The organism is Streptomyces sp. SID8374 (assembly GCF_009865135.1).
In the GTDB taxonomy this organism is placed as follows: Bacteria; Actinomycetota; Actinomycetes; order Streptomycetales; family Streptomycetaceae; genus Streptomyces.
Window position 1 is genome coordinate 162,759 of sequence record NZ_WWGH01000002.1, and the last position, 19,818, is coordinate 182,576.

14 protein-coding genes and 1 tRNA gene are annotated in these 19,818 nt (G+C 72.2%); 10 read left to right on the plus strand and 5 right to left on the minus strand.

All coding sequences use genetic code 11. From position 1 onward, the window contains the following. Positions 1-22 precede the first annotated feature (22 nt). Positions 23-1,909 (plus strand): serine/threonine-protein kinase, encoded by a 1,887-nt coding sequence (locus GTY67_RS24400; RefSeq protein ID WP_202462333.1) that lies wholly within the window; start codon positions 23-25, stop codon positions 1,907-1,909. Here GTY67_RS24400 and GTY67_RS24405 read toward each other — a convergent pair. Then, a complete protein-coding gene (locus GTY67_RS24405) occupies positions 1,878-3,545 on the minus strand; it encodes a hypothetical protein (RefSeq protein WP_202462334.1) in 1,668 nt (555 codons plus the stop codon). The genes GTY67_RS24400 and GTY67_RS24405 overlap by 32 nt on opposite strands. Positions 3,546-3,868: 323 nt before the next feature. After that, entirely contained in the window at positions 3,869-7,081 is a 3,213-nt protein-coding gene (locus GTY67_RS24410) for a BTAD domain-containing putative transcriptional regulator (protein ID WP_161280305.1), read from the minus strand. A 275-nt stretch (positions 7,082-7,356) separates the two neighbouring features. Between GTY67_RS24410 and GTY67_RS24415 the strand changes: the two genes are divergently transcribed. Continuing rightward, on the plus strand, positions 7,357-8,607 hold the full coding sequence (locus tag GTY67_RS24415) for a hypothetical protein (protein ID WP_161280306.1): 1,251 nt from the start codon (positions 7,357-7,359) through the stop codon (positions 8,605-8,607). A 445-nt stretch (positions 8,608-9,052) separates the two neighbouring features. Here the strand turns inward: GTY67_RS24415 and GTY67_RS24420 are convergent, their stop codons facing one another. Together GTY67_RS24420 and GTY67_RS24425 are read right to left on the minus strand one after the other, a co-directional pair. Next, the gene (locus GTY67_RS24420; RefSeq protein WP_161280307.1) at positions 9,053-11,293 is read right to left on the minus strand and encodes a tetratricopeptide repeat protein; all 2,241 of its coding nucleotides are present in this window, start codon (positions 11,291-11,293) and stop codon (positions 9,053-9,055) included. Positions 11,294-11,651: 358 nt separating this feature from the next. Further along, on the minus strand, positions 11,652-12,050 hold the full coding sequence (locus tag GTY67_RS24425) for a WXG100 family type VII secretion target (RefSeq protein WP_161280308.1): 399 nt from the start codon (positions 12,048-12,050) through the stop codon (positions 11,652-11,654). Between the two features lie 297 nt (positions 12,051-12,347). Here GTY67_RS24425 and GTY67_RS24430 point away from each other — a divergent pair, with 297 nt between their 5' ends. Genes GTY67_RS24430 through GTY67_RS24450 form a run of 5 tightly spaced genes read left to right on the plus strand, consistent with a single transcriptional unit; the run spans position 12,348 to position 16,043 of the window. After that, positions 12,348-12,653 carry a WXG100 family type VII secretion target gene (locus GTY67_RS24430; protein ID WP_161280309.1) on the plus strand — a complete coding sequence of 102 codons (306 nt, stop codon included), beginning with the start codon at positions 12,348-12,350 and terminating at the stop codon, positions 12,651-12,653. Further along, positions 12,653-14,422, plus strand: coding sequence for an RNase A-like domain-containing protein (locus GTY67_RS24435; RefSeq protein WP_093693070.1), 1,770 nt, complete (start codon positions 12,653-12,655; stop codon positions 14,420-14,422). Before GTY67_RS24430 ends, GTY67_RS24435 begins: the two co-directional genes overlap by 1 nt. A 30-nt stretch (positions 14,423-14,452) precedes the next feature. Further along, positions 14,453-15,013 carry a hypothetical protein gene (locus tag GTY67_RS24440; RefSeq protein WP_093693071.1) on the plus strand — a complete coding sequence of 187 codons (561 nt, stop codon included), beginning with the start codon at positions 14,453-14,455 and terminating at the stop codon, positions 15,011-15,013. 60 nt (positions 15,014-15,073) lie between these two features. After that, positions 15,074-15,373 (plus strand): RNase A-like domain-containing protein, encoded by a 300-nt coding sequence (locus tag GTY67_RS24445; RefSeq protein ID WP_161280310.1) that lies wholly within the window; start codon positions 15,074-15,076, stop codon positions 15,371-15,373. A gap of 13 nt (positions 15,374-15,386) precedes the next feature. Then, positions 15,387-16,043 carry a contact-dependent growth inhibition system immunity protein gene (locus tag GTY67_RS24450; protein ID WP_093693073.1) on the plus strand — a complete coding sequence of 219 codons (657 nt, stop codon included), beginning with the start codon at positions 15,387-15,389 and terminating at the stop codon, positions 16,041-16,043. 128 nt (positions 16,044-16,171) lie between these two features. On the opposite strand, the gene GTY67_RS24455 is transcribed toward GTY67_RS24450, so the two are convergent. Next, positions 16,172-16,243, minus strand: a tRNA-Arg gene (locus GTY67_RS24455). 173 nt (positions 16,244-16,416) lie between these two features. Here GTY67_RS24455 and GTY67_RS24460 point away from each other — a divergent pair. The 3 genes from GTY67_RS24460 (at position 16,417) to lysA (ending at position 19,767) form a co-directional block, all read left to right on the plus strand. Continuing rightward, entirely contained in the window at positions 16,417-16,830 is a 414-nt protein-coding gene (locus tag GTY67_RS24460; protein WP_093693074.1) for a response regulator, read from the plus strand. Positions 16,831-16,978: 148 nt separating this feature from the next. Then, complete coding sequence (nrtL, locus tag GTY67_RS24465) at positions 16,979-18,346, plus strand: ArgS-related anticodon-binding protein NrtL (RefSeq protein WP_161280311.1); 1,368 nt, start codon at positions 16,979-16,981, stop codon at positions 18,344-18,346. A 29-nt stretch (positions 18,347-18,375) separates the two neighbouring features. After that, positions 18,376-19,767 (plus strand): diaminopimelate decarboxylase, encoded by a 1,392-nt coding sequence (lysA, locus tag GTY67_RS24470; RefSeq protein ID WP_093693075.1) that lies wholly within the window; start codon positions 18,376-18,378, stop codon positions 19,765-19,767. Positions 19,768-19,818: the final 51 nt, after the last annotated feature.

Genomic DNA, 19,818 nt, shown 5'->3' on the forward strand with positions numbered 1-19,818 from the left:
CGGCACCCGTACGCTACGGCGCATGAGCGCAGAGGCCCCCTCGGGACGGGTGATCGACGGCCGCTTCACACTGGTGGAGCGGCTCGGCAGCGGCGGCATGGGCATGGTGTGGCGGGCCCACGACGAGGCGCTCCACCGTGACGTCGCCCTCAAGGAGGTCCGGCCCCCGGACCCGGCGCTCGCGGAGTACGACCCGGAGGGCGCCCGCACCCTGCGCGCCCGGGTCCTGCGCGAGGCCCGCGCCCTGGCCCGCCTCGACCACCCCAACGTGGTGACCGTCCACCACATCGTCGACCCGGGCGAGGACGGCTACCCCTGGATCGTGATGGAGCTGGTGGCCGGCTCCTCCCTCCACGACCGGCTGGCCGAAGGGCCCATGGAGCCCGCCGAGGCCGCCGAACTGGGGCGCGGCATCCTCTCCGCCCTGAACGCCGCCCACGCCTCCGGCATCCAGCACCGCGATGTGAAACCGGCCAACGTGCTGCTGCGCACCGACGGCCGCCCGGTCCTCACGGACTTCGGCATCGCCGCGATCCGCGAGTCGACGAGCCTCACGATGACGGGCGCCCTCATCGGCTCGCCCGACTACATAGCCCCCGAGCGCATCCGGGGCACCGAGGGCGACCCGTCCTCGGACCTCTGGTCGCTCGGCATGATGCTGTACGTCGCCGTCGAGGGCCACCACCCGCTGCGCAAGGCCACCACGCTCGCCACCCTGGCCGCCGTACTCGACGAGGAGGTGCCCCCGCCGGTACGGGCCGGGGCGCTGACCCCCGTCCTGACGGCGCTCCTGACCCGGGACATCCCGGCCCGCCCGGAAGCGGAGACCCTGGACCGGATGCTGGCGGAGGCGGCGCGGCCGACCGGCACCCCGCAGGCCACGCCGACGCCACGGCCCGGCGACCGCCCGCAGCCCGCCCCCGACCCCCGGAGCGCCTACGGATCGGCTTCGGCGACCCCGGGCCTCCACGGGCCGTCACCCACACCGCCGGCCACCCCGCCGACCCCGGCCCCGGCGGACCGGACCCCCACCGGCTACGGCTACCCGCCGGCCTTCCCCACCCCCGTGGACCAGCAGCGCAACCCGTACGCGAACAGTCCCTACGGGACCGACCCGTACGCGAGCCCGGCCACGCCCCCGTCCGCCTCGCCGTCCGCCTCGCCGACGGTCTCCACCGCCGACGACGAGCGCCGACGCCGCATCCTGCGCCGGGCCTGGACGATCACCACGGCCTCCTCCGTCGTCTCGGCGGCGGTGGTGGCGGGCGTGATCCTGTGGAAGGTCGACCCGCCGCTCTTCGGGGGAGACGGCGACGACAGTGCGAAGGGCGGCAACCGCCCCGACACCACCGCGAGCGCCCCGGCGAACGACCGGAGCGCCGCCCCGTCCACCGCCGGGGGCCAACCGGTCGTCGACGACGACGCGTCCGGGTCGGACGACGAGGCGGAGGCCCCCACCGACCTGCTCACCCCGCAAGGGGCGCGGCAGGCTATCGCCGCGCTGAAGCCGCTGATGGGCGGGACGAAGGTCACCGACTTCACGCTCTACGACGAACACGCCTCCGCCCAGGCCCCGCTGAAGTCCAACTCCCGCCTCTACGACCGGTTCAGCTACCGGAACGGGCAGGCGAAGAACGACGACATGGGCGGCACCCTCATGTCCGGGGACAAGGCGGTCGACCTGAACTCCGTCGACTGGGACGCCCTGCCCGCCCTGCTGCGGACGGCCAGGACGAGCCTCAACATCCCCGAGCCCGAGAGCAGTTACGTGATCGTGGACCCGTCGTCGCCCTTCCACGGCGACCGCCCGGTGCTGCGCGTCTACGTCTCCGACAAGTACGGCGGCGCCTACCTCACCGCCGAGCTGGACGGCAAGGTCATCGAGAAGAACCCGCGCGAGAAGGGCTGACGAGCGGGGCGGAGGCCGGCTTGACGGAGTCGGGCAGGGTGGGCAGGTCGAGGCCGAGCGGACTGCGTTCGACGACATAGGTGCAGCTGGTGTACGTGTACCCGGGCTGGACCTTCGACCCGGCCGCGTAACTGTCCACCCGCGACGTCGCCCCCGTACCGTGCTTGTAGAGGAAGTGGTAGTCGCCCGCGGGCAGTTGGAGCCGGGCCTTCGGGTAGCTCCGGCCACCGGCCTTGCAGGCGAGCCGGGGTCCGGCCGACGCGCTGTAGCGCTCGCAGTCCCCGCAGGGCTTCAGCGTGACGGTGCCGGTGACCGGTCCGGTGTAGAGCACCTCGACGGCGTTGGGCGCGTCGTTGCTGATGACGAGCTCCATCCGGGGTCCGCCGGGGCTCCCCGACGGCGGCAGCCGCTTGCCCGCCGCGGGCCGGTCGTCGGCTATCTCCGCGGCGATGGCGATCTTCCGGGCCTGCGCCGCCCGCCCGTCGCCCTTGTAGGAACGGGCGAATCCGGCCAGTGTCGTGCGGGCCTCGCCGAACTTCTTCTCCTTGAACTGGTCGACCCCACAGGCGTACACCCCGTCCTGGATCCCCTTGGCGGCCTTGGCGCTCAGCCCCGGGACGCTCTCGGCGGGCAGGGCGGAGGCCGTGGAACGCAGGCCCCGCAACGCCTCGGTGGCCGCACACGGGTCGCTGCCCTTCACCTCCGCGACGCGTCCGTCGATCCGCCCGCCGATCGCGGGCCCCACCTGCCGCGCGGACGCGGACTCGGGGAACGTACGCAACAGCTCGCCGAACTCCGCCGAGCCCCCGGCGGATGCCCCGCCCAGCCGTGAGACCCCGCACCCGTACAGCGACTCGGCGAGCGGTTCGTCGGGCCAGGAGGCGAGCTCGCCCAGCAACTCCCCGCCGACCGAACCCGGCAGGCTCCGCAGATAGGCCAGCGGCTCCACGGCCTCGCAGTGCTGCTTCGCGGCGTACGGGGAGGAGACGGCGTCGTAGTAGGCCTTCAGCCGGTCCGGGACGAGCTTCGCCGCCCGGGAGTCGGGGTGGTCGCGGTCGAGTGCGCGATAGACGCCGAGGGCCCCCTCGTACTCACCCTTCGCCGTCCCGAAGGGCTGCTGGGACGCGGCAGCCACCCGCCGGTCCCCGCCCGCCAGCCGTTCGAGCAGCATCTCCTCCCGCGCCTCGTCCCGCGCGGCCCCGTACGCCACCACCCCACCGGCCGGAACGGCCAGCAGCACGACCCCCAGCGCGGCCGCGAGCACCGGCCGCCACGACCCCGCGAGCGCCGAACGCAGGGCGATCCGCGCCCCGTCGGCGGCGGCGAGCACCAGCACCAGGAGATACCCGACGAGCACACCCGCGGGCACCCCGTCCGGGTCGGCGGGCAGCGCCACGAAGAGCAGCACCCCGGTGGCCACCCAGCACCCGACGGCCCGCCCCCACCGCCCCAACAGGGCGTAACCGAGCCCGAGCCCGGTCAGATTGAGCAGCCCGGCCCCGACGGCCCGAAGCCCCGCACCGGACGGTGGCGGCCCGACGGTCGGCGCATGGGAGGGCGGCGGAGGCACACCCGCGCCGAACCCAGGACCGCCCGCGCCCTGCCCCGCTGTCCCGTACCGGTCATCCGACTCCATAACGGTCCCCCACCGCCGAGCCTTGCAAGTCGTCGGGACTCTGCCCGGGGCCGCCTCGGTTCACGCGTCGGCGCACGGGCATTCTGCTCGGGCCGCAATTGGATCACTCAAACGGGTGACCCTTGTTTGGTTCTTGTGCGGCCGTGGCGTGTGCCATGATCGACGCTCGGATCACGGCCAACTCGGCCCAGAGTGAAGGAAGTTGTTAGGCACATGTTCTACAAGCTCCTCCAGTGGATGTGGTAAAACCGTCCGGCCCGCCGGGCCACGTCGTCGGCGGTTGATCCGCACCGCGGCCGAGCGGACCGGCACCCGGGCAAGGCTCAGGAGCCGGTCCTTCTCGTCTCCCCCGGCAACAGCCGCCGCAGGCTCTCCGCCTCGGCCTCGGAGCCCAGGCTCCGGTACACATCCATCGCCCTCCTGCCGTACTCCTGGGCCACTTCCTCCCGCCCCAGGCCCAGCGCCGTACGGGTGAGCCCCGCCAGCGCCCGGGCGGCGGCGGGGCGGGAGCCGGTGCGTCCGGCCAGGTCGAGTGCCTGGCCGTAGGCCTCGAACGCCACCTCCAGGCGGTCCGCCGCACCGTGGACGTCGGCCACGCCGAGCAGGGCCCGGGTGCGCTCATAGGCGCTGTCGATGCTCCGCGCGACCTCCTCCGCCAGGGTGAAGTGGAGCAGCGCCTCACCGCCGTCACCGCTCTCGGCGTACGCGGACCCCATGCTGATCAGCGCGTTCGCCTCACCGAGCGCGTCGCCCCGGCCGCGATGGCTCTCCAGCGCCCGCCGGAAACCGGCCAGCGCACGCGGGGTGTCGCCCATGGCCTGGTACACCGCACCCAAATTCATGTCCAGAATCGCCAGCTCCTGGGCTCCGCTGTGCAGTTGGGCCAGCACCCGCGACCGCTCGAAGTGGTCGTGGGCGTGCTCTATGCGCCCCTGGAGGCGATGGATCTCGCCGATGTTGTTGAGCGCGCGGATCTGGCCCAGCAGATCCCCCGTCCCCTCGTACATGTGGAGCGTGAGGCGCGCCCGGCCGAGCGCCTCGTCGTAACGGCCCTCGTGGTGGAGCGCCGCCCCCTCCACGTTGAGGCACTCCGCCTCGCCGTGCAGATCGCCCCGCTGCCGGTAGAGGTCCAGCGCCCGCGCCACCATGCGCAGCGACGGGCCGGTGTGACCGGCGGCCAGGTGGGCGCGGCTCGCCTGCAACGAGGCGTCGGCGCACCCGGCCGGGTCGTCCAGGTCCTGGAAGAGGGTCAGCGCCTCGCCCGCACAGCTGAGCGCCTCCCCGTGCCCCGTCTGGGCCAGCGCGCCCGCCGCCTCCACCAGGGTCTGTGCCAGCAGTACCGGGTCGCCCCGCGAGCGCAGCGCCGCCACGGCCGCGCCGTACAGCTCGTTGGTGACCGCCCAACTGCCCCAGATCCGGAGGGAAGGGGCAAGCGCGTGCGGGAAGAGTGCCGCGTGGTCCGGGTCCTCCGCTGCGGCCGTGCGGGCGGCGGCCAGCAGGTTGGCCCGCTCGGCCTCCAGCCAGGCCGCCGCCTCCTGCTCATCGCCGAACTCGGCTGCGTACGGCGAGAGCTGTCCGGGCTCCAGGGCCCTGCGGCGTGGATGGGTGAGGCGGTGGGCCCGGTGCGCGGAGGTGACGTAGTACCCGAGGAGCCTGCCGACCGCCTCGGCGCGAGCGCTCTCCGGCTCCTCGGCGGTGCACATGCGCAGGGCGAACGCCCGTGTGAGGTCGTGGAGTTGGTAGCGGCCGAGCGCCGGCTCCGCCAGCAGATGGCAGTCCAGCAGCTCCTCGATGCTGCGCCGCACGCCCTCCGCGCCGCCGGTCCCTCTCCCCGAGAGGGCGGCCGCGGCCGCCGCCGTGACGTCGGGCCCCGGGTGCAGCGCGAGCAGGCGCAGCAGCCGGCGCGTCCCGGGAGCCAGCTCGGCGTAGGAGAACCGGAACGCCGAGACGAACACCTCCTCGTCGAGTTCGCCCAATGGGTCGCCCGACTGCGCCAGGCGCTCCAGGAGGTGGCGCAGGTCCCAGATCTCCCGGTGCCGGAAGCGGCCCGCCAGCAGCGTCGTGGCCAGCGGATGGCGGCCGCAGGCGTCCACCAGCAGCGTCAGCGCGTCCGGATCACGGGAGGTGCGTGCGGTCCCCGCGATCCGGGTGAACAGGGCCGCCGCCTCCTGGGCGGGCAGCGCGTCCACGAGCAGGGAGGTGGCCCCGTCCAGCCCGGAGAGCCGGTTGCGGCTCGTCACGATGGCCAGGCACCCGGCCGAGCCGGGCAGCAGCGGGCGGACCTGGGCGGCGTCCCGCGCGTTGTCGAGGACCACCAGCACCCGGTTGCGCGCGGTCCACTCCCGCCACTTGGCGGCCCGCCCGTCGAGGGTCTCCGGCAACCTCCCGCCGGCTCCGGCCGCGTGCAGCAGGAGGGCCAGGGCCTCGGCCGGGTCGAAGGGCCGCCGCCCGCTGAACCCGTGCAGATCGACGTACAGCTGACCGCCCGGGTACGCGTCGGCCAGCCGGTGCGCGGCATGCACCGCCAGCGCGGTCTTGCCGATGCCGGGCATCCCGTGGAGCACGGCGAGCGGCAGCGCGTACCCGTCATCGGCGAGCCCGTCGCGCAGCAGCCTCAGCTCGCGGGTACGGCCGGTGAAGTCCCTGGTGTCGCGGGGGAGGTTGTTGCGGCCGGAGCCGGCGCGCGGGGGCTGCGCCGGGGGAGCGGGGGCGGTGGGCGCCGGGGCGTGGGGCTTCGGTGCGGTACGGGGAGTGACGGTCACGGCGGACGTCCGCGGCTGGGTGAGGCCCCGGTCCTGTTCCAGGATCCGCTGGTGCAGCGCCCGCAGATCGGGGCCCGGCTCCATGCCCAGCCCCTCGCGCAGCCGGGCGTGCGTCGTGCGGTAGAGCTCCAGCGCCTCGCTGTGCCTCCCACTGCGGTGGAGCGCCAGCATCAGCGAGCCGACCACCCCTTCCGCCAGCGGGCTCTCCGCCGCCAACTCGCGCAGCTCACCGATGAGATCGGCATGGCGCCCGAGCTCCAGCTCCAGCCGGATGCGTTCCTCCCGCACATGGCGGTACTCCTCGACCAGCCGTGCCCGTACCGAGGCCGCCCACTCACCGGAGCTCTCCGTCAGCGGCTCACCCCGCCACATGCTCTCGGCGGTCCGCAGCAGCCCGAGCGCCCAGTCCGTCCGGCCCTGCTCCGCCGACACGGCGGCCTCGGAGCGGAACCGCTGGAAGCGGACCAGGTCCAGGTCGTTGAGGTCGTTCATCCGGAGCCGGTACAGCCGGGGCTGGAGGAGGTCCACCCGTACAAGGGGGCCCACGGCGTCGAACAGATACCTGCGCAGCTTGGAGACGTACGACTGGAGCGTGGCCAGGCCCTTGGGGGGAGGCTCGTCGCCCCAGACCCGCTCCATCAGCGTGTCCGCGGCGACCGGCTCTCCGCGCGCGTGTACCAGAACCGCGAGCACGCAGCGCTGTTTCACCGAACCGAGCATGTGCTGCTGGTCCCCGTGCCATAGTTCCAGGGGTCCCAGAGCAAGAAGGTCCATCTCGCCCCCCGATGGGTGCGCCACTTCCTGCCGCCGGCGGCAGCGTCCGCACGTGCGTGCGGAACAATCCACTGTTCCCTGAGCCATCCACCCGGACCAGAGCGCACGGGGGCGTGAGCGGGGCGCATGGAGCGGCGCGTTTCCCGCCGCAGTCGGAACGCAGGATTCCTGCAAGCCGCCCGTCCACGTCGGTGGGCAGATGCGCCCCGGGCCGCGATGAGCCGCGGCCCCCGCGGGCCTGCCGGTCCGCGGCGACGGAAACGGGGACTGATCAGATGAGCCTGACCGTGCCGGAAACACACCGGCCCCTTGTACCGGTGAGACTGGACGTCGACCGCTGGGCCACCCGGCGGACCCGCAGGAAGGTCCTGGCCGTGGTGCACACCGTCACCGCGGGGCAGCGGCTGCTCGAAGCCGTACGGCTGCTGGAGGGCGACGCCCGCGTCCAGGTGTTCTTCACCCAGGCCCCCGACGTGTTCAGCCACGGGGTCGACCCCTTCCTCCAGCGGCTGGGCGGTCTTGTCCTGCCCTGGCACCAGGCGGTGCAGATGCCCTTCGACCTGGCGCTGGCGGCGGCCCACGGCGGACTGCAGGAGTTACACGCCCCGGTGATCGTGCTGCCGCACGGTGCCGGGCACAACAAACTGGTCCCCGCCGGGCAGCGCGGCCGCCGGGTCGCCGGACACGTGGTCTACGGCCTCAACCGGCAGTGGCTGATCCAGGACGGCCGGGTGGTGCCCGAATCCATCGTGCTCGCCCACCACGAGGAGCTGACCCGCCTGGGCCGCGAATGCCCCGAGGCGCTGCCCGCCGCCGAGGTGGTCGGCGACCCCTGCTTCGACCGGATCTCGGTGAGCCTGCCGCAACGGGCCCTGTACCGCGCCGCCCTGGGGGTCGGCGCCCGGCAGCGGCTGGTGCTGGCCTGCTCCACCTGGGGGCCGGGCTCCCTCCTCGGACAGCGGTGGGAGCTGCTGGAACGGCTGGTCGACGAGCTGCCCCGGGAGGAGTACCGGGTCGCGCTCCTGCTCCACCCGCACGTCTGGAACGCCCACGGCGAATGGCAGATCCGCAGCTGGCTCGCCGACCTCGGGCGCGCCGGCCTCCTGGTGGTCAGTCAGTACGCCGACTGGGTCGGGGCGCTGGTCGCCGCCGACCACATCGTGGGGGACCACGGATCCGTCTCGCTCTACGGGGCGATGACCGGCGTCCCGGTCCTCATGGGCACCGTCCCGGAGGCCGGCCTGGACCCCGGCTCACCCGCCGCCGAACTGGCCTCCATCGCCCCGCGCCTGCACCCCGACCGCCCCCTGGACCGCCAGCTCACCCGCGCCGCCGCGGCCTACCGCACGGAGCGGTACGAGCAGGTGGCGGCCCGGATCACCTCGGAGCCGGGGCGGTTCGCCACCCGGATGCGCGCCCTGATCTACCGCAAGCTCCACCTGCGCGCCCCCGCCGTGCGGCCGCGCACGGACCACGCGCCGCTCCCGGTGACGGTGCGCCACGACGAACGGGGACCCGCCCGATGACCACGCCGACCGTACGGCTGACCGAGGACGTCCCCCAGCGCGGCGTCCGCCGCACCGGGGCCACCCTGCTCCACCCGGACCGGGGCCTGCGGGTGATCGACGAGCACCTGCGCGTACGGCTCTCGGCACCGCACCCGATGCCGCTGCTGGCGGATGTGCTGGTGGCGGAGTTCCCGTCGGTGGGGCTCCCGCCGCACGAGGACCCCGTTCGGTACGCGGCCGAACTCGCCGACTGCCATCCCGGTGCCCTGGTGGTGGCCGTGTACCGGGGCCCGCGTTGCTGGCTGCGGCTCGGCGGCCGGGCCCGGGCGCTGGTCCGGGAGCCGGAGTGGCCGACGCACCCCTGGGCGGTCTGGGCCTCGGTCGCCCATGTCTGGCTGGTGGCCGGACTGGACCCGGACGCGCTGGACCCGGCCCCCGTACGGATCGTGAGGACCGTACGAGGCTACGCGCCGGCCTCGCCCCGGCCGTCCTCGGAGGCGGCCGTTCCCGAGGGCTCGGGACCCGGTGCAGGAGCCTCCGCCCCGGCCGGTTCCAGGGCCCCGAGCCGGGCCCGCGCCTCCTCCGCGTCGGCCGAGCGTGACCGGCCGACGGAGGAGTACAGGGACAGCGCCTCCCGGTAGAGCTGCCGGGCCTGATGGGGCTGCCCGCGCCGCTCGGAGAGCTGGGCCAGACCTCCGAGTACGCGGGCCGCCTCGAACCCGGCGGCCTGGGCCCGTAACGCGGACAGCGCCGCCGACAGCTCCGCCTCCGCCCGGTCGAGTCTGCCGAGCCCCATGCAGGCCCGCCCGGCCAGCCCGGCGGCCCGTGCCGCGTTGTACGGGTCGCCGGCCGCTTCCAAGGTCAGGCGGGCGGCTTCGGCGTCGACGGCGGCGTCCCCGTACCGCCCCTGGGAGAAGGCGACATCGGCCAGATTGAACCGGGCCAGCGCACCGGCCCGGAGATCGCCGCAGGCGGGCAGTTCACCGGCCGCGCGGGCGAACAGCTCCGCCGCGCGGTCCGGCTGCCCGAGCCGCTGATGGGCCAGCCCCCGGTAGTTCAGCGTCCGGGCATGCCCGAGAGCGTCCCCGCGCCGCTGGAAGGAGGCCGCGGCCCGCTCGAACATCGCCAGCGCCTCGGCGTGGGCGCCCGTGGCGAGCTTCCCCAGGGCCCCGGAGGTCAGCATCCGGCAGACGGCCTCCTCGTTCCCCGCCTCCTCGGCGGCCGACAGCCCCTCCTGGTGCGCCTCGTGCCACTCCCGGTACAGCTTGCGGCGCGGGAACAGCGGCCACATCGCGTCGGTGAGCTGCCAGGCGAGCTCGGGGGCACCCATGGGACGGGCGAGGCGGACCACCGCCATCAGGTTGGGCAGCTCCCGCTCCAGCCAGCCCAGCGCGGCCTCCGCCGCGCGCTGCCCGCCGCCGTCACCGAAGTCCTCCTCCACGATGTCCACGGCTTCCGACTCGAACTCCCGCTCCAGCGAAGGGCGTCCGGGCTCGATGACCTCCTCGGCCCGACCGGCGTTGGCGAGATAGTGGTGGCCGATGCGGAGCAGTGCGGCGGCCCGCTCCTCGCCGCTCTCGTCCTGCGCGGCCCGCGCGGCGGCGTGCAGCCGCACCAGATCGTGGAACCGGTAGCGCTCACCGCCCGAGGCCTCGGCGACATCGACGAGCAGATTGGCGTCGTACAGCGCGTCGAGTGCGTCGACGGCCTCCTCACCCAGGAGCGCCCGCGCCACCGGCCCGCCGAACTCCCGCCCCGGGTGGAGTCCCAGCAGCCGGTAGAGGCGGGCGGCGGAGGGCGGCAGCCCCTGGTACGAGAGGTCCAGCGCCGCCCGTACGTCATGGTCGCCCTCTATGGCCAGCGCCTCCAGCCGCTCGTGCTCCTCGGACAGGGCCCGCACCATCGCGGTGATGCCCTGCCGGGGCCGGGCCGCCAGCCGCGCCCCCGCGATCCGCACCGCGAGCGGCAGCCCCGCACAGAGCAGCACCAGGGCCCGCGCCTCCTCGGGCTGGGCGGCGACCCGGCCGTCGGCGAGCGTCGAATCCAGCAACTCGACCGCCGCCTCGGGGGAGAGGGGATCGAGATGGAGCACATGGCCCCCGTCGAGGCTCAGCCCCGGCATGCGCCGACGGCTGGTCACGGCCGTCACACACCGTCCGGCCGGCAACAGGGGCCGCACCTGGGCGGCGGTCGCCGCGTCGTCCAGCAGCACCACCAGCCGCCGGTCGGCGGTCAACGACCGGTAGAGCGCGACCCGTTCACCCAGCGCCGGAGGCACCTGACCGCTCGGCACCCCCAGCGCCCGCAGGAACCGCCCCACCACCTCACCGGGGTCGACGGGCCCGTCCGGCGCCTGGGCGCCCAGATCGGCGTACAGCTGACCACCGGGAAACTCCGCCCGCAACGTGTGCAGCCAGGCCACCGCCACCGCGGTCTTCCCCACCCCACCGAGCCCGCTCACCGCCGCCAGCGTGGGATGCCCGTCCTCCGTGGCCCGGCACCGGTGCAGCTCCAGCGTGCGCAACTCGCGCGTACGGTCGGTGATCCGCACCGAGGGCGGTAACTGCCAGGGCGCCGGCACCTCTTCCCGCGCCGAGCCCTCGCCCCCGGACACATGGATGCCCCCGTACACGTTCCCCGCCTGCACCGCGAAACCGTGCACCGTACCGCTCAGCTCGTTGTTGCTGTGCTCGTGCCCCCGCATGCGTCCCCCTCCGGACAGCCGAGTACCAGCTTCTGCAGACATCCTTTCCGTACAGATCCGTACAGACACTCGATCACCCCGGGCCTGCGGGGGCCGACTGCGGCCGGTGGCCTGAATAATCCACCGGGGAAGCGCGTATTGGCATATGCCAAGAGCATGTGTCACCCCAACGGGTGACAGTCCGAGCGCTTGAGGAGGCGAGACACGAAGGGGCTGAGGCCGCCGGTCGGTCCAGGTGGCATGCCCTCCGCCCGGGTCCGGCGTCCGCGTCCGTACGCCGATCAAGGTCTGGACGTGTGGGCTGAGAGCATCGTGGCCCTACGGCTATCTCGCACCGGCACCGCTCACCTGCCGGAAGTCAGAGATCTTCCAGGCGACTACGGGGAGCCGGCGGGTTGGTGGCAGCCGTCGGCGTGGAGAGGGCGTCGGCTGCTGCCTCGATGTCGGCGTCGACTTGGATTCTGCGGAATTGTTCGAGAGTTTCGAGTTCTTGCTTGGTGAAGCCGTCCTCGCTGAGCCGGACACCCAGGGCGAGCAGCTGCATGGACTGCTGGATGCGAACGGCGTCAAGCGCGGCATCACGATGCAGAGCCCGGTAGGCCTTGGCGGTGGGGCCACGCCAACCGGCCTCGATGCTGTCGACGACCTCGTCCATGCGCTTGACCTGTGCGCCGAGATACTCCTGCATGTCATCCAGATCGTCGGCGAGCTTCTTCAACTCCGATGATGTGTAAGCGAGTTTTGGCTCCGTGCTCATGCCGCCCTCCTTCTTCCGAGCTTGTTCAGTGATAGCGGCCAACAGTACGAGGTTGATTACGGCCCCACCCACCGACAGATCGGCCCATCGTGCTGGCTGTTGTTAAAGTGAGCATCCAAGCGTAAGCACGCGGACAACCATCACCGATGGCTGGGCCCGGGATGCGAATGCCGTTCCGGATACCCAGGTGGTCGACCGGTTGCCATGCCGTCAAGGCATATGGATCGCAGGCCACTTCGGATGTCGGTCAGCCGATGGGCCGCATTCTGGACATCTGAACCACGGGGGATCAGCGCCATGCCGGACGAAGATCGGATCACCGTCGATTTCGTCACCCTGCATCGTCTTTCGGGTGATCTGGAGGCCATTCTCCGTGCCCTCAACAAGAAGCTGGACACGTTGTACGAGCGGGCCACCCATGCCGTGCTGAGCTGGGACGGTGAGGCGCGCGAGGTATTCATCGACGAGCTGGACAAGTGGAGCCACTCGGCCGACGACCTCAAGGCCACTCAGGCCTGGCTCCACGAGGTCGTGGTGAAAGGACACCTCAACTACGCGACAGCCAACAGGTCCGTACTCGAAGGCTGGGGCGGCGGCGCCTGATGGCTGGGTCCCCCACCCCCGCCCAGCCGCCGGGTGGCAACGGAACCATCGACGTCAAGCCGAGCGACCTCTGGTCGGTCTCCGGTCGCGTCGCCGTGCAACAGGACTTCCTGGTACGCGGTGCCAAGAAGCTTCTGGAGGAGCTGGGCAAGTACCCCGACGCGGGAGGCGCAGGCGCCGAGGCCCAGAAGTTCGCCCAGGCGTACAAGAGGATCGGCGACCGCTGGCTGGAGGTGTGGGGCCGGTCCGTAGTCAGCGTCGGCGGTGTGGCAGTCGGGTTCACCGAGACGGCCAACGCCTACACCAGAGCTGACGTCGCGGCGCATCCCAAGCCCGGGAGGACGGCCGAGCAGCGCCCCCGCCCCGCAGTCATCGACAAAGAGCCCAATCTCGGCTCCATTCCCGACATCAAGTGGGGCGACGACGACGGCGGCGACGACATCCTGCGCGGCTTGATGGAAGGCATACCCGAAATCGTCCGGGACCTCCTCCACCCCCTGTGCAAGAACGTGTTCCGGGTCGGCAGAGTGGCGGACGTCTACCCGTATCCGGAACAGCACTATCTCAACTCCCTTTGCCACAGCTGGATGAACGTCTCCATCACCGCGTCACTGGGTGCGGATCAACTCACCCAGGCCATCGGGGCCATCACCAACCACCAGCAGGCCGAATGGGAAGCCGCCATGCGGACCTTCTGCAGCGCCTTGTGGGGAGGTACGGCCTGGGGGCAGCAACAACACGGCTACCAGTGGGCGCAGACCGCCAACTCCGGCCGCGGCACACCCCGCGTCCCCACGGGCAGCCAGCCCGTCCTGGCCGTACTGAAGGACACGGCCGACGACATAGCCACCATCCTCCGTGAGTACGCGGAAGCCGCCGTCGACCTGAACCGCGACGTCAAGGACGAACTCGACCGCGCCATGTGGAAGGCGGCCAAGGAGGTCATCGAGGACCTGGCGAAGCCCAAGGACGTCAAGAGCGCGCTCGGTGCCGCCACGTCGCTCATCGGCAGTGGTGCGGGACTGCTCCTGTCGTTCGACGTCAAGACGGTACTGAACATCGACACGGCCAAGCTGAACGGGATCGTCGACAAGTACACCGGCATCCTGGGCCGCCTGACCACGCGCATGGAAGCTCTGAAGGAGCCGCTGGACGAGGCCCACCGCAGCGCCCCCAAGTTCGAGGCCGGCGTCGCTCGTGCCCATGGCTTCGGCACTCGTGCCCTGGAAGAGTTCAAAAGCTCACAGGTCTGGCTGAAGACCGACTCGAACGGCAACTACAACCTCAACCTCGCCGCCAACGAGTACATGGCAGACGGTCATACCCTGGACAAGCATGTCGGCAAGACGGACGAACAGCTCGCGCAGCGCCTGCGTGACCAGCAGTCGAGCGGTCCGACGCAGGCTTGGCCTCACGGCAAGCCCATGCCCAGCGGCTCCTCCGCCTTCCCGAACTACCGGCGCGCCCAGGAGCTGACCGAGCACAACCTCAACCAGAACAAGGCGGCCATCGAGGCGTGGATCAAGGGCCCGCCCCCGCCCTCTGATGGCGACGTCAAGCCGTTCCACTCGACGGCGCCCAACGGCGAGTCCAGTGGCCGCAGCGTGAGCAAGCAGCCGGTGGATCCGAACGACGCGCTGTCCGGATACAAGCTGGGCGGCGTGAACGCCAAGGCCTACGACGTGCACGGCATCGACACGCGCATCCGTTACGACAGCAGCCGCAACCCGCCCTTCACCGTCATGACGTCGATGCCGTCCAAGCCTTAGCGACCCCGCCGAGAAAGGTTTCGCCCCCCTGTGTCCGTCGATCAGAAGTCCTGGGAAGCCGCGGTACGCCACCTGTACGAGGATGCGTGCCCCTACAGCGCCACAGGCGCGCGTCGCCATGAGGACTGGATCCTCGACGTCCTCGCAGTGATGGCGAGGGTCCCGGACCCTCGCGGCTGGACGGGTCTCGATGACACGGCACAGCACCCGGAACGCGAGGCATCGCCCACGTACCCCTTCGTCGCCCACCCGCCGGAGTACGTCGCGAGACGTCTCCAGGAGATCGACGGGGGCAGTGCCGAGAATCTGCTCCTGGCCCTCACGGACGACGGGTGCACCCTGTCCAATCTGGCCCGCTTCACCGAGAGTCAGGAGGAGCTGCGGGAGATGGCACGCACGATCCTCGCGCGTTACGGGGAGGGCGCCAGCTATCACACCAACGTCAACAAGCCTGGCCACGTACGCGGCACACTCGACTTCACGACGTCGGACTGGGCGTACAGCCCCCTGAGTGTCCACTCGGAGGACTACGGCTTGATCGTCGTCTCGGACGACGAGGTCGGCATGTTCTGGAATTTTTCCGACTACTGACCCGCCTGTTCGTCCGCGTTCGAGCGCAGCTCCTGAGCCGAATATTTGAGAGGGTGCCCCATGCTGACCCGTTCCGCTACGTACCCCGACCGGGAGACCGCCCAGTGGGCCACCCAGCAGGTGGTGACCGCCAACGAGCGGGCCATCCACCGCTGGCTCGCCCAGAGCACCCGGTCCCGCCTCACCGTCGAGGCCGCCTGGCCGTCCCGAGAGGCGCCCGTGGGCCGGGTCCAGCTGGAGGCCGAGCTACTGGCCGGGCGCGGGCCCGTCGATGTCCGCGCGGCGCGCGTGGTGCTGCGTCGCGAGCCGTCGAGCCCGCACGGCTTCGTCGTCCACACGACTGTCCCGTTCTATCTGTAGAGGTCACACGCACATGTCCATGAAGCCCCTCGAACACGACCGTCGCTACGGCGAGCTGGACCAAGTCATGCGCGCGTACCTGGGGCAGCCGGCCGACGACACCCCGGAGCGGCGCAGCCGCGCGCTGGACGCGTACCTCCGTCACACCTGGCACACCCGCCCCTCGGCCATCGCGGAGGCGGAGCGCCAGCTGCGCGAGTACAGCCGCAACCCCCCGGGCCGCCTCCGGCTCGGCCTCGGCGAGTTCTACGCGATCCCGGACACCGGTATGCCCGAGTCGAAGATCGGCGACTGGCTGATGGTGCTGGCCGACCACCTGAAGAAGAGCATCGAGGAAGGCGACGTCCCGAGGCCGTCCTCCCCGCAGACCCACTGGGAATGGCACATGCGTTTCCCAGAGACCGCGCAACTGCTCGGCGGCTGGTTCTCCCAGGACATCGTCGACGAGTTCCCCGACCACGAAGCCGCCGTCGCCGACTACGCCGCCACCACCGACCCCCAGCTGGTCGCGCGCCTCGTGGGCGAACTCCACGAGCTGCTCGCCCTCCCCCTGGACGAGGCGGACTACGCACTGGCCGCGGCGGAGCTCGGCATGGAAGTGAACCCGCCCGAACCCTTTTCCCACGGAGCCTGGTTCCAGGCGCTGGCAACCATGCTGCCCAGCACCTGACCCGTCCGTCGCGTCACCCTCTCCGGCTCATCTCCGCGCCATCGACAGAGCCCCCTCACCGAGGAGAGGCGGAGACGCAAAAAAGACGCTGACCTGCATTTCTGCTGGTCAGCGTCTTAATCCGGAAGTGCCCCCGGCAGGATTCGAACCTGCGCACCCGGCTCCGGAGGCCGATGCTCTATCCCCTGAGCTACGGGGGCGTATCGCGGTGTTGCTCTGCGACGGGTGAAACACTACCAGCTCCCGACGGGTCCCCGTGAACAGGTATTCCGTCGCGTCAGCCCGTCCCCCGTCCGGGGCGGAAGTGTCCAAACGCCGGACGCGGTCGTGGGGGCCGACCTACTCTCGAAGGGTGTCAGGGGCGTACGGCCGCGTGCTTGTTGTCGACGACAACAAGGTCATCCGGCAGCTGATCAGGGTCAATCTCGAGCTGGAGGGCTTCGAGGTCGTGACCGCGGCCGACGGCGCCGAGTGCCTGGACCTGGTCCACCGCATCCGCCCCGATGTGATCACCCTCGATGTCGTGATGCCCCGCCTCGGCGGCCTGGAGACGGCGTCCGCACTGCGCTCCGACCCCCGCACCCGCCAGGTGCCCATCGCCGTCATCAGCGCCTGCACGCCTTACGAGGTGGACGCGGGCGTCTCGGCCGGGGTCGACGCGTTCCTGGCCAAGCCCTTCGAGCCGAGCGAGCTCGTGCGGATGGTGCACCGGCTGGCGACGGGGGAGGAGCGGCCACCGGTCGACGGATGGAGCGGTGCCGGGCGGGCGGGGACCACCGCCGGCTGACCGGCCGGGACCACCACGGCCGGCCCGCATCGGCCGTACTGGTTGCCCCACGTCGGCGGCACCGGCTGACCCGCGAGGAGCACCACCGGCTGACCGGATGGCGAAACCGGGTCGCGGAGTGCCCCTCCTCCTCCCATACGCTTGTGCCGTGACCCCCGCCGACCTCTCCCGGACCGTGCTGCACGCCGTGCGCCGCGCGGTCGACGAGAACGCGCTGCGCGCGCCCGTGCCCGCGCGCGTGCGGGTGGAGAGGACCCGGCCCGGCGGGAGCGGCGACTACGCCTGCGCGGTCGCGCTCCAGCTCGCCGGACCGGCCGGGCTGCCGGCCCTGGAGGTCGCGCGGATCCTGCGCGAGCGCGTCGCCGCCGAGCCCGGCGTCAGGCGGGTCGAGATCACCGGGCCCGGGTTTCTGAGCTTCACCCTGGACGCCCCGGCCGCCGGCGACCGGGCCGTTCTCGACGCCGTACGGGAACAGGGGATCGCGTACGGACACGGGGACGCGCTCCGGGACGAGGAGATCCGGCTGCCCTACGCGCCCGAAGTACGTGCGGCCGTCACCGCCGATGCCGTACGCCGACTCCTGGCGGCCCAGGGCGCCCGGGTCCGGATCATCTGCGAAGGGGTCGGCGATCCGGAGTGGGGCCGCCTCGGTGTCACCGCCACCGCCGACGCGCACGGCACGCCCGCGGCCCCGCACACGCCCCTCGCCTCGCCTGGCCCCCTCACCGCCAACGCGCACGGAACGCCCCCAGCTCCGGCCCCGTACAGTCCCCTCGCCTCGCCTGTCACCGCCGCCACCGCCGACGCGCACGGCACGCCCCCGGTTACGCATACGCCCTCCGCTTCGTCTGGCCCCCTCACCGCCGACGCGCAGGGAACGCCCGCGGCCCCGCACACGCCCCTCGCCTCGCCTGGCCCCCTCACCGCCGACGCGCACGGCACGCCCCCGGCTCCGGCCCCGCACACCCCCCTCGCCCCGTCTGCCCCCCTCACCCCCCTCCGCCCCGTCCCCGCCGGTGCCACCGCCGCCGAGTTGCTGGAGCGGCTCGGCTCGGACGCCGCCCGCTGGGGGCTGCTGCGGCTCGCCTCGCACGACCGTGCCCCGCTCGGCGACGATCTGCTCGTCCAGGGGGAGGCCAACCTGTTCTTCCGGGTCCGGTACGCCCACGCCAGGGCCCGCGCGCTCACCCGGAACGCCGCCGCCCTCGGGTTCACCTCCACCACTGGCGCGGTCCCGTACGGCAGCCCCGCCCGCCCCCTCCTCGATCTCCTCGCCGACCACCCCGGCGTCCTCCTCGCCGCAGCCCGTCACCGTGCGCCCGACCGGGTGGCCCGGCAACTGGAAGCCGTCGCGCACGCCTTCTTCGACTTCCATGACTCCTGTCCGCCGCTGCCCTCCGGCGACGAGAAACCCTCGGCCGCCCACCGCTCCCGGCTGGCCCTCGCCGAAGCCGCCGGGACGGTGCTGGCAGGCGGCCTGTCCCTGCTCGGTATCCGTGCGCCCGCACACCTCTGACGAATCTGACGAATCCGAGAGACCCCACCATGAGCCGCTCCGCACACCCCGCCGGTCCCCGTCACGCCGACGTCCTGACCGAGGGGCACTACTCCGCCCCCGCCGCCGACCTCAACGTCCTCGACGAGAAGGTCTGGGCCCGTACCGTCACGCGCGACGCGGACGGCGCCCTCACCGTCGGCGGGATCGCCGTCGCCCGGCTAGCCGAGGAGTTCGGCACCCCCGCCTACTTCCTCGACGAGAGCGACTTCCGCGCCCGCTGCCGCGCCTGGGCCGACGCCTTCGGGCCGGACGCCGACGTCTTCTACGCGGGCAAGGCCTTCCTCTCCCGTGCCGTCGTGCGCTGGCTCACGGAGGAGGGGCTCAATCTCGACGTCTGCTCCGGCGGTGAGCTGACCACCGCCCTCGACGCCGGCATGCCCGCCGAGCGCATCGCCTTCCACGGCAACAACAAGACCGTCGCCGAGATCGAGAGGGCCGTCCAGGCCGGTGTCGGGCGGATCGTCCTCGACTCCTTCCAGGAGATCGTCCGCGTCGCCCACATCGCCCGCGGCCACGGCGTCCGCCAGCGCGTCCAGATCCGGGTCACCGTCGGCGTCGAGGCCCACACGCACGAGTTCATCGCCACCGCGCACGAGGACCAGAAGTTCGGTATCGCCCTCGCCGACGGGCAGGCCGCCGAGGCGGTACGCCGCGCCCTCGGCCTCGACAGCCTCGAACTCATCGGCATCCACTCGCACATCGGCTCGCAGATCTTCGACATGGCCGGCTTCGAGGTCTCCGCCCGGCGCGTGGTGCAGCTGCTCGCCGAGGTCCGCGACGAGCACGGCGTGGAGCTGCCCGAGATCGACCTCGGCGGCGGGCTCGGCATCGCGTACACCTCCGAGGACGACCCCCGCGAGCCGCACGAGATCGCCAAGGCGCTCAGCGACATCGTCACCCGCGAGTGCGAGGCGGCCAAGCTGCGCACGCCCCGCATCTCCGTGGAGCCCGGGCGGGCCATCGTCGGACCCACCGCGTTCACGCTGTACGAGGTCGGCACCATCAAGCCCCTCGAAGGGCTGCGGACGTATGTCAGCGTCGACGGCGGAATGTCGGACAATATTCGTACCGCGCTGTACGACGCCGAGTACAGCGTGGCGCTCGTCTCGCGCACCTCGGATGCCGAGCCGATGCTCGTCCGGGTCGTCGGCAAGCACTGCGAGAGCGGGGACATCGTGGTCAAGGACGCGTTCCTCCCCGCCGACCTGGCGCCCGGGGACCTGATCGCGGTCCCCGCCACCGGCGCGTACTGCCGCTCGATGGCGAGCAACTACAACCACGCCCTGCGCCCCCCGGTCGTCGCCGTCCGGGACGGCGAGGCGCGCGTCATCGTCCGGCGCGAGACGGAGGAAGATCTCCTGCGTCTCGATGTCGGCTGATGAAATAGTCATCTCAGGATCCGGACGGGGGTCAGAAACGCCCGTCCGGTG

Bases quoted from the DNA above. Each gene is read 5' to 3' on its own strand.
- GTY67_RS24425 (WP_161280308.1), bottom strand. From the start codon at position 12,050: ATGAGCACGGAGCCAAAACTCGCTTACACATCATCGGAGTTGAAGAAG.
- GTY67_RS24450 (WP_093693073.1), top strand. From the start codon at position 15,387: ATGTCCATGAAGCCCCTCGAACACGACCGTCGCTACGGCGAGCTGGAC.
- GTY67_RS24430 (WP_161280309.1), top strand. From the start codon at position 12,348: ATGCCGGACGAAGATCGGATCACCGTCGATTTCGTCACCCTGCATCGT.
- GTY67_RS24420 (WP_161280307.1), bottom strand. From the start codon at position 11,293: ATGCGGGGGCACGAGCACAGCAACAACGAGCTGAGCGGTACGGTGCAC.
- GTY67_RS24445 (WP_161280310.1), top strand. From the start codon at position 15,074: ATGCTGACCCGTTCCGCTACGTACCCCGACCGGGAGACCGCCCAGTGG.
- GTY67_RS24415 (WP_161280306.1), top strand. From the start codon at position 7,357: ATGAGCCTGACCGTGCCGGAAACACACCGGCCCCTTGTACCGGTGAGA.
- GTY67_RS24410 (WP_161280305.1), bottom strand. From the start codon at position 7,081: ATGGACCTTCTTGCTCTGGGACCCCTGGAACTATGGCACGGGGACCAG.
- GTY67_RS24405 (WP_202462334.1), bottom strand. From the start codon at position 3,545: ATGGAGTCGGATGACCGGTACGGGACAGCGGGGCAGGGCGCGGGCGGT.
- GTY67_RS24435 (WP_093693070.1), top strand. From the start codon at position 12,653: ATGGCTGGGTCCCCCACCCCCGCCCAGCCGCCGGGTGGCAACGGAACC.
- GTY67_RS24400 (WP_202462333.1), top strand. From the start codon at position 23: ATGAGCGCAGAGGCCCCCTCGGGACGGGTGATCGACGGCCGCTTCACA.
- lysA (WP_093693075.1), top strand. From the start codon at position 18,376: ATGAGCCGCTCCGCACACCCCGCCGGTCCCCGTCACGCCGACGTCCTG.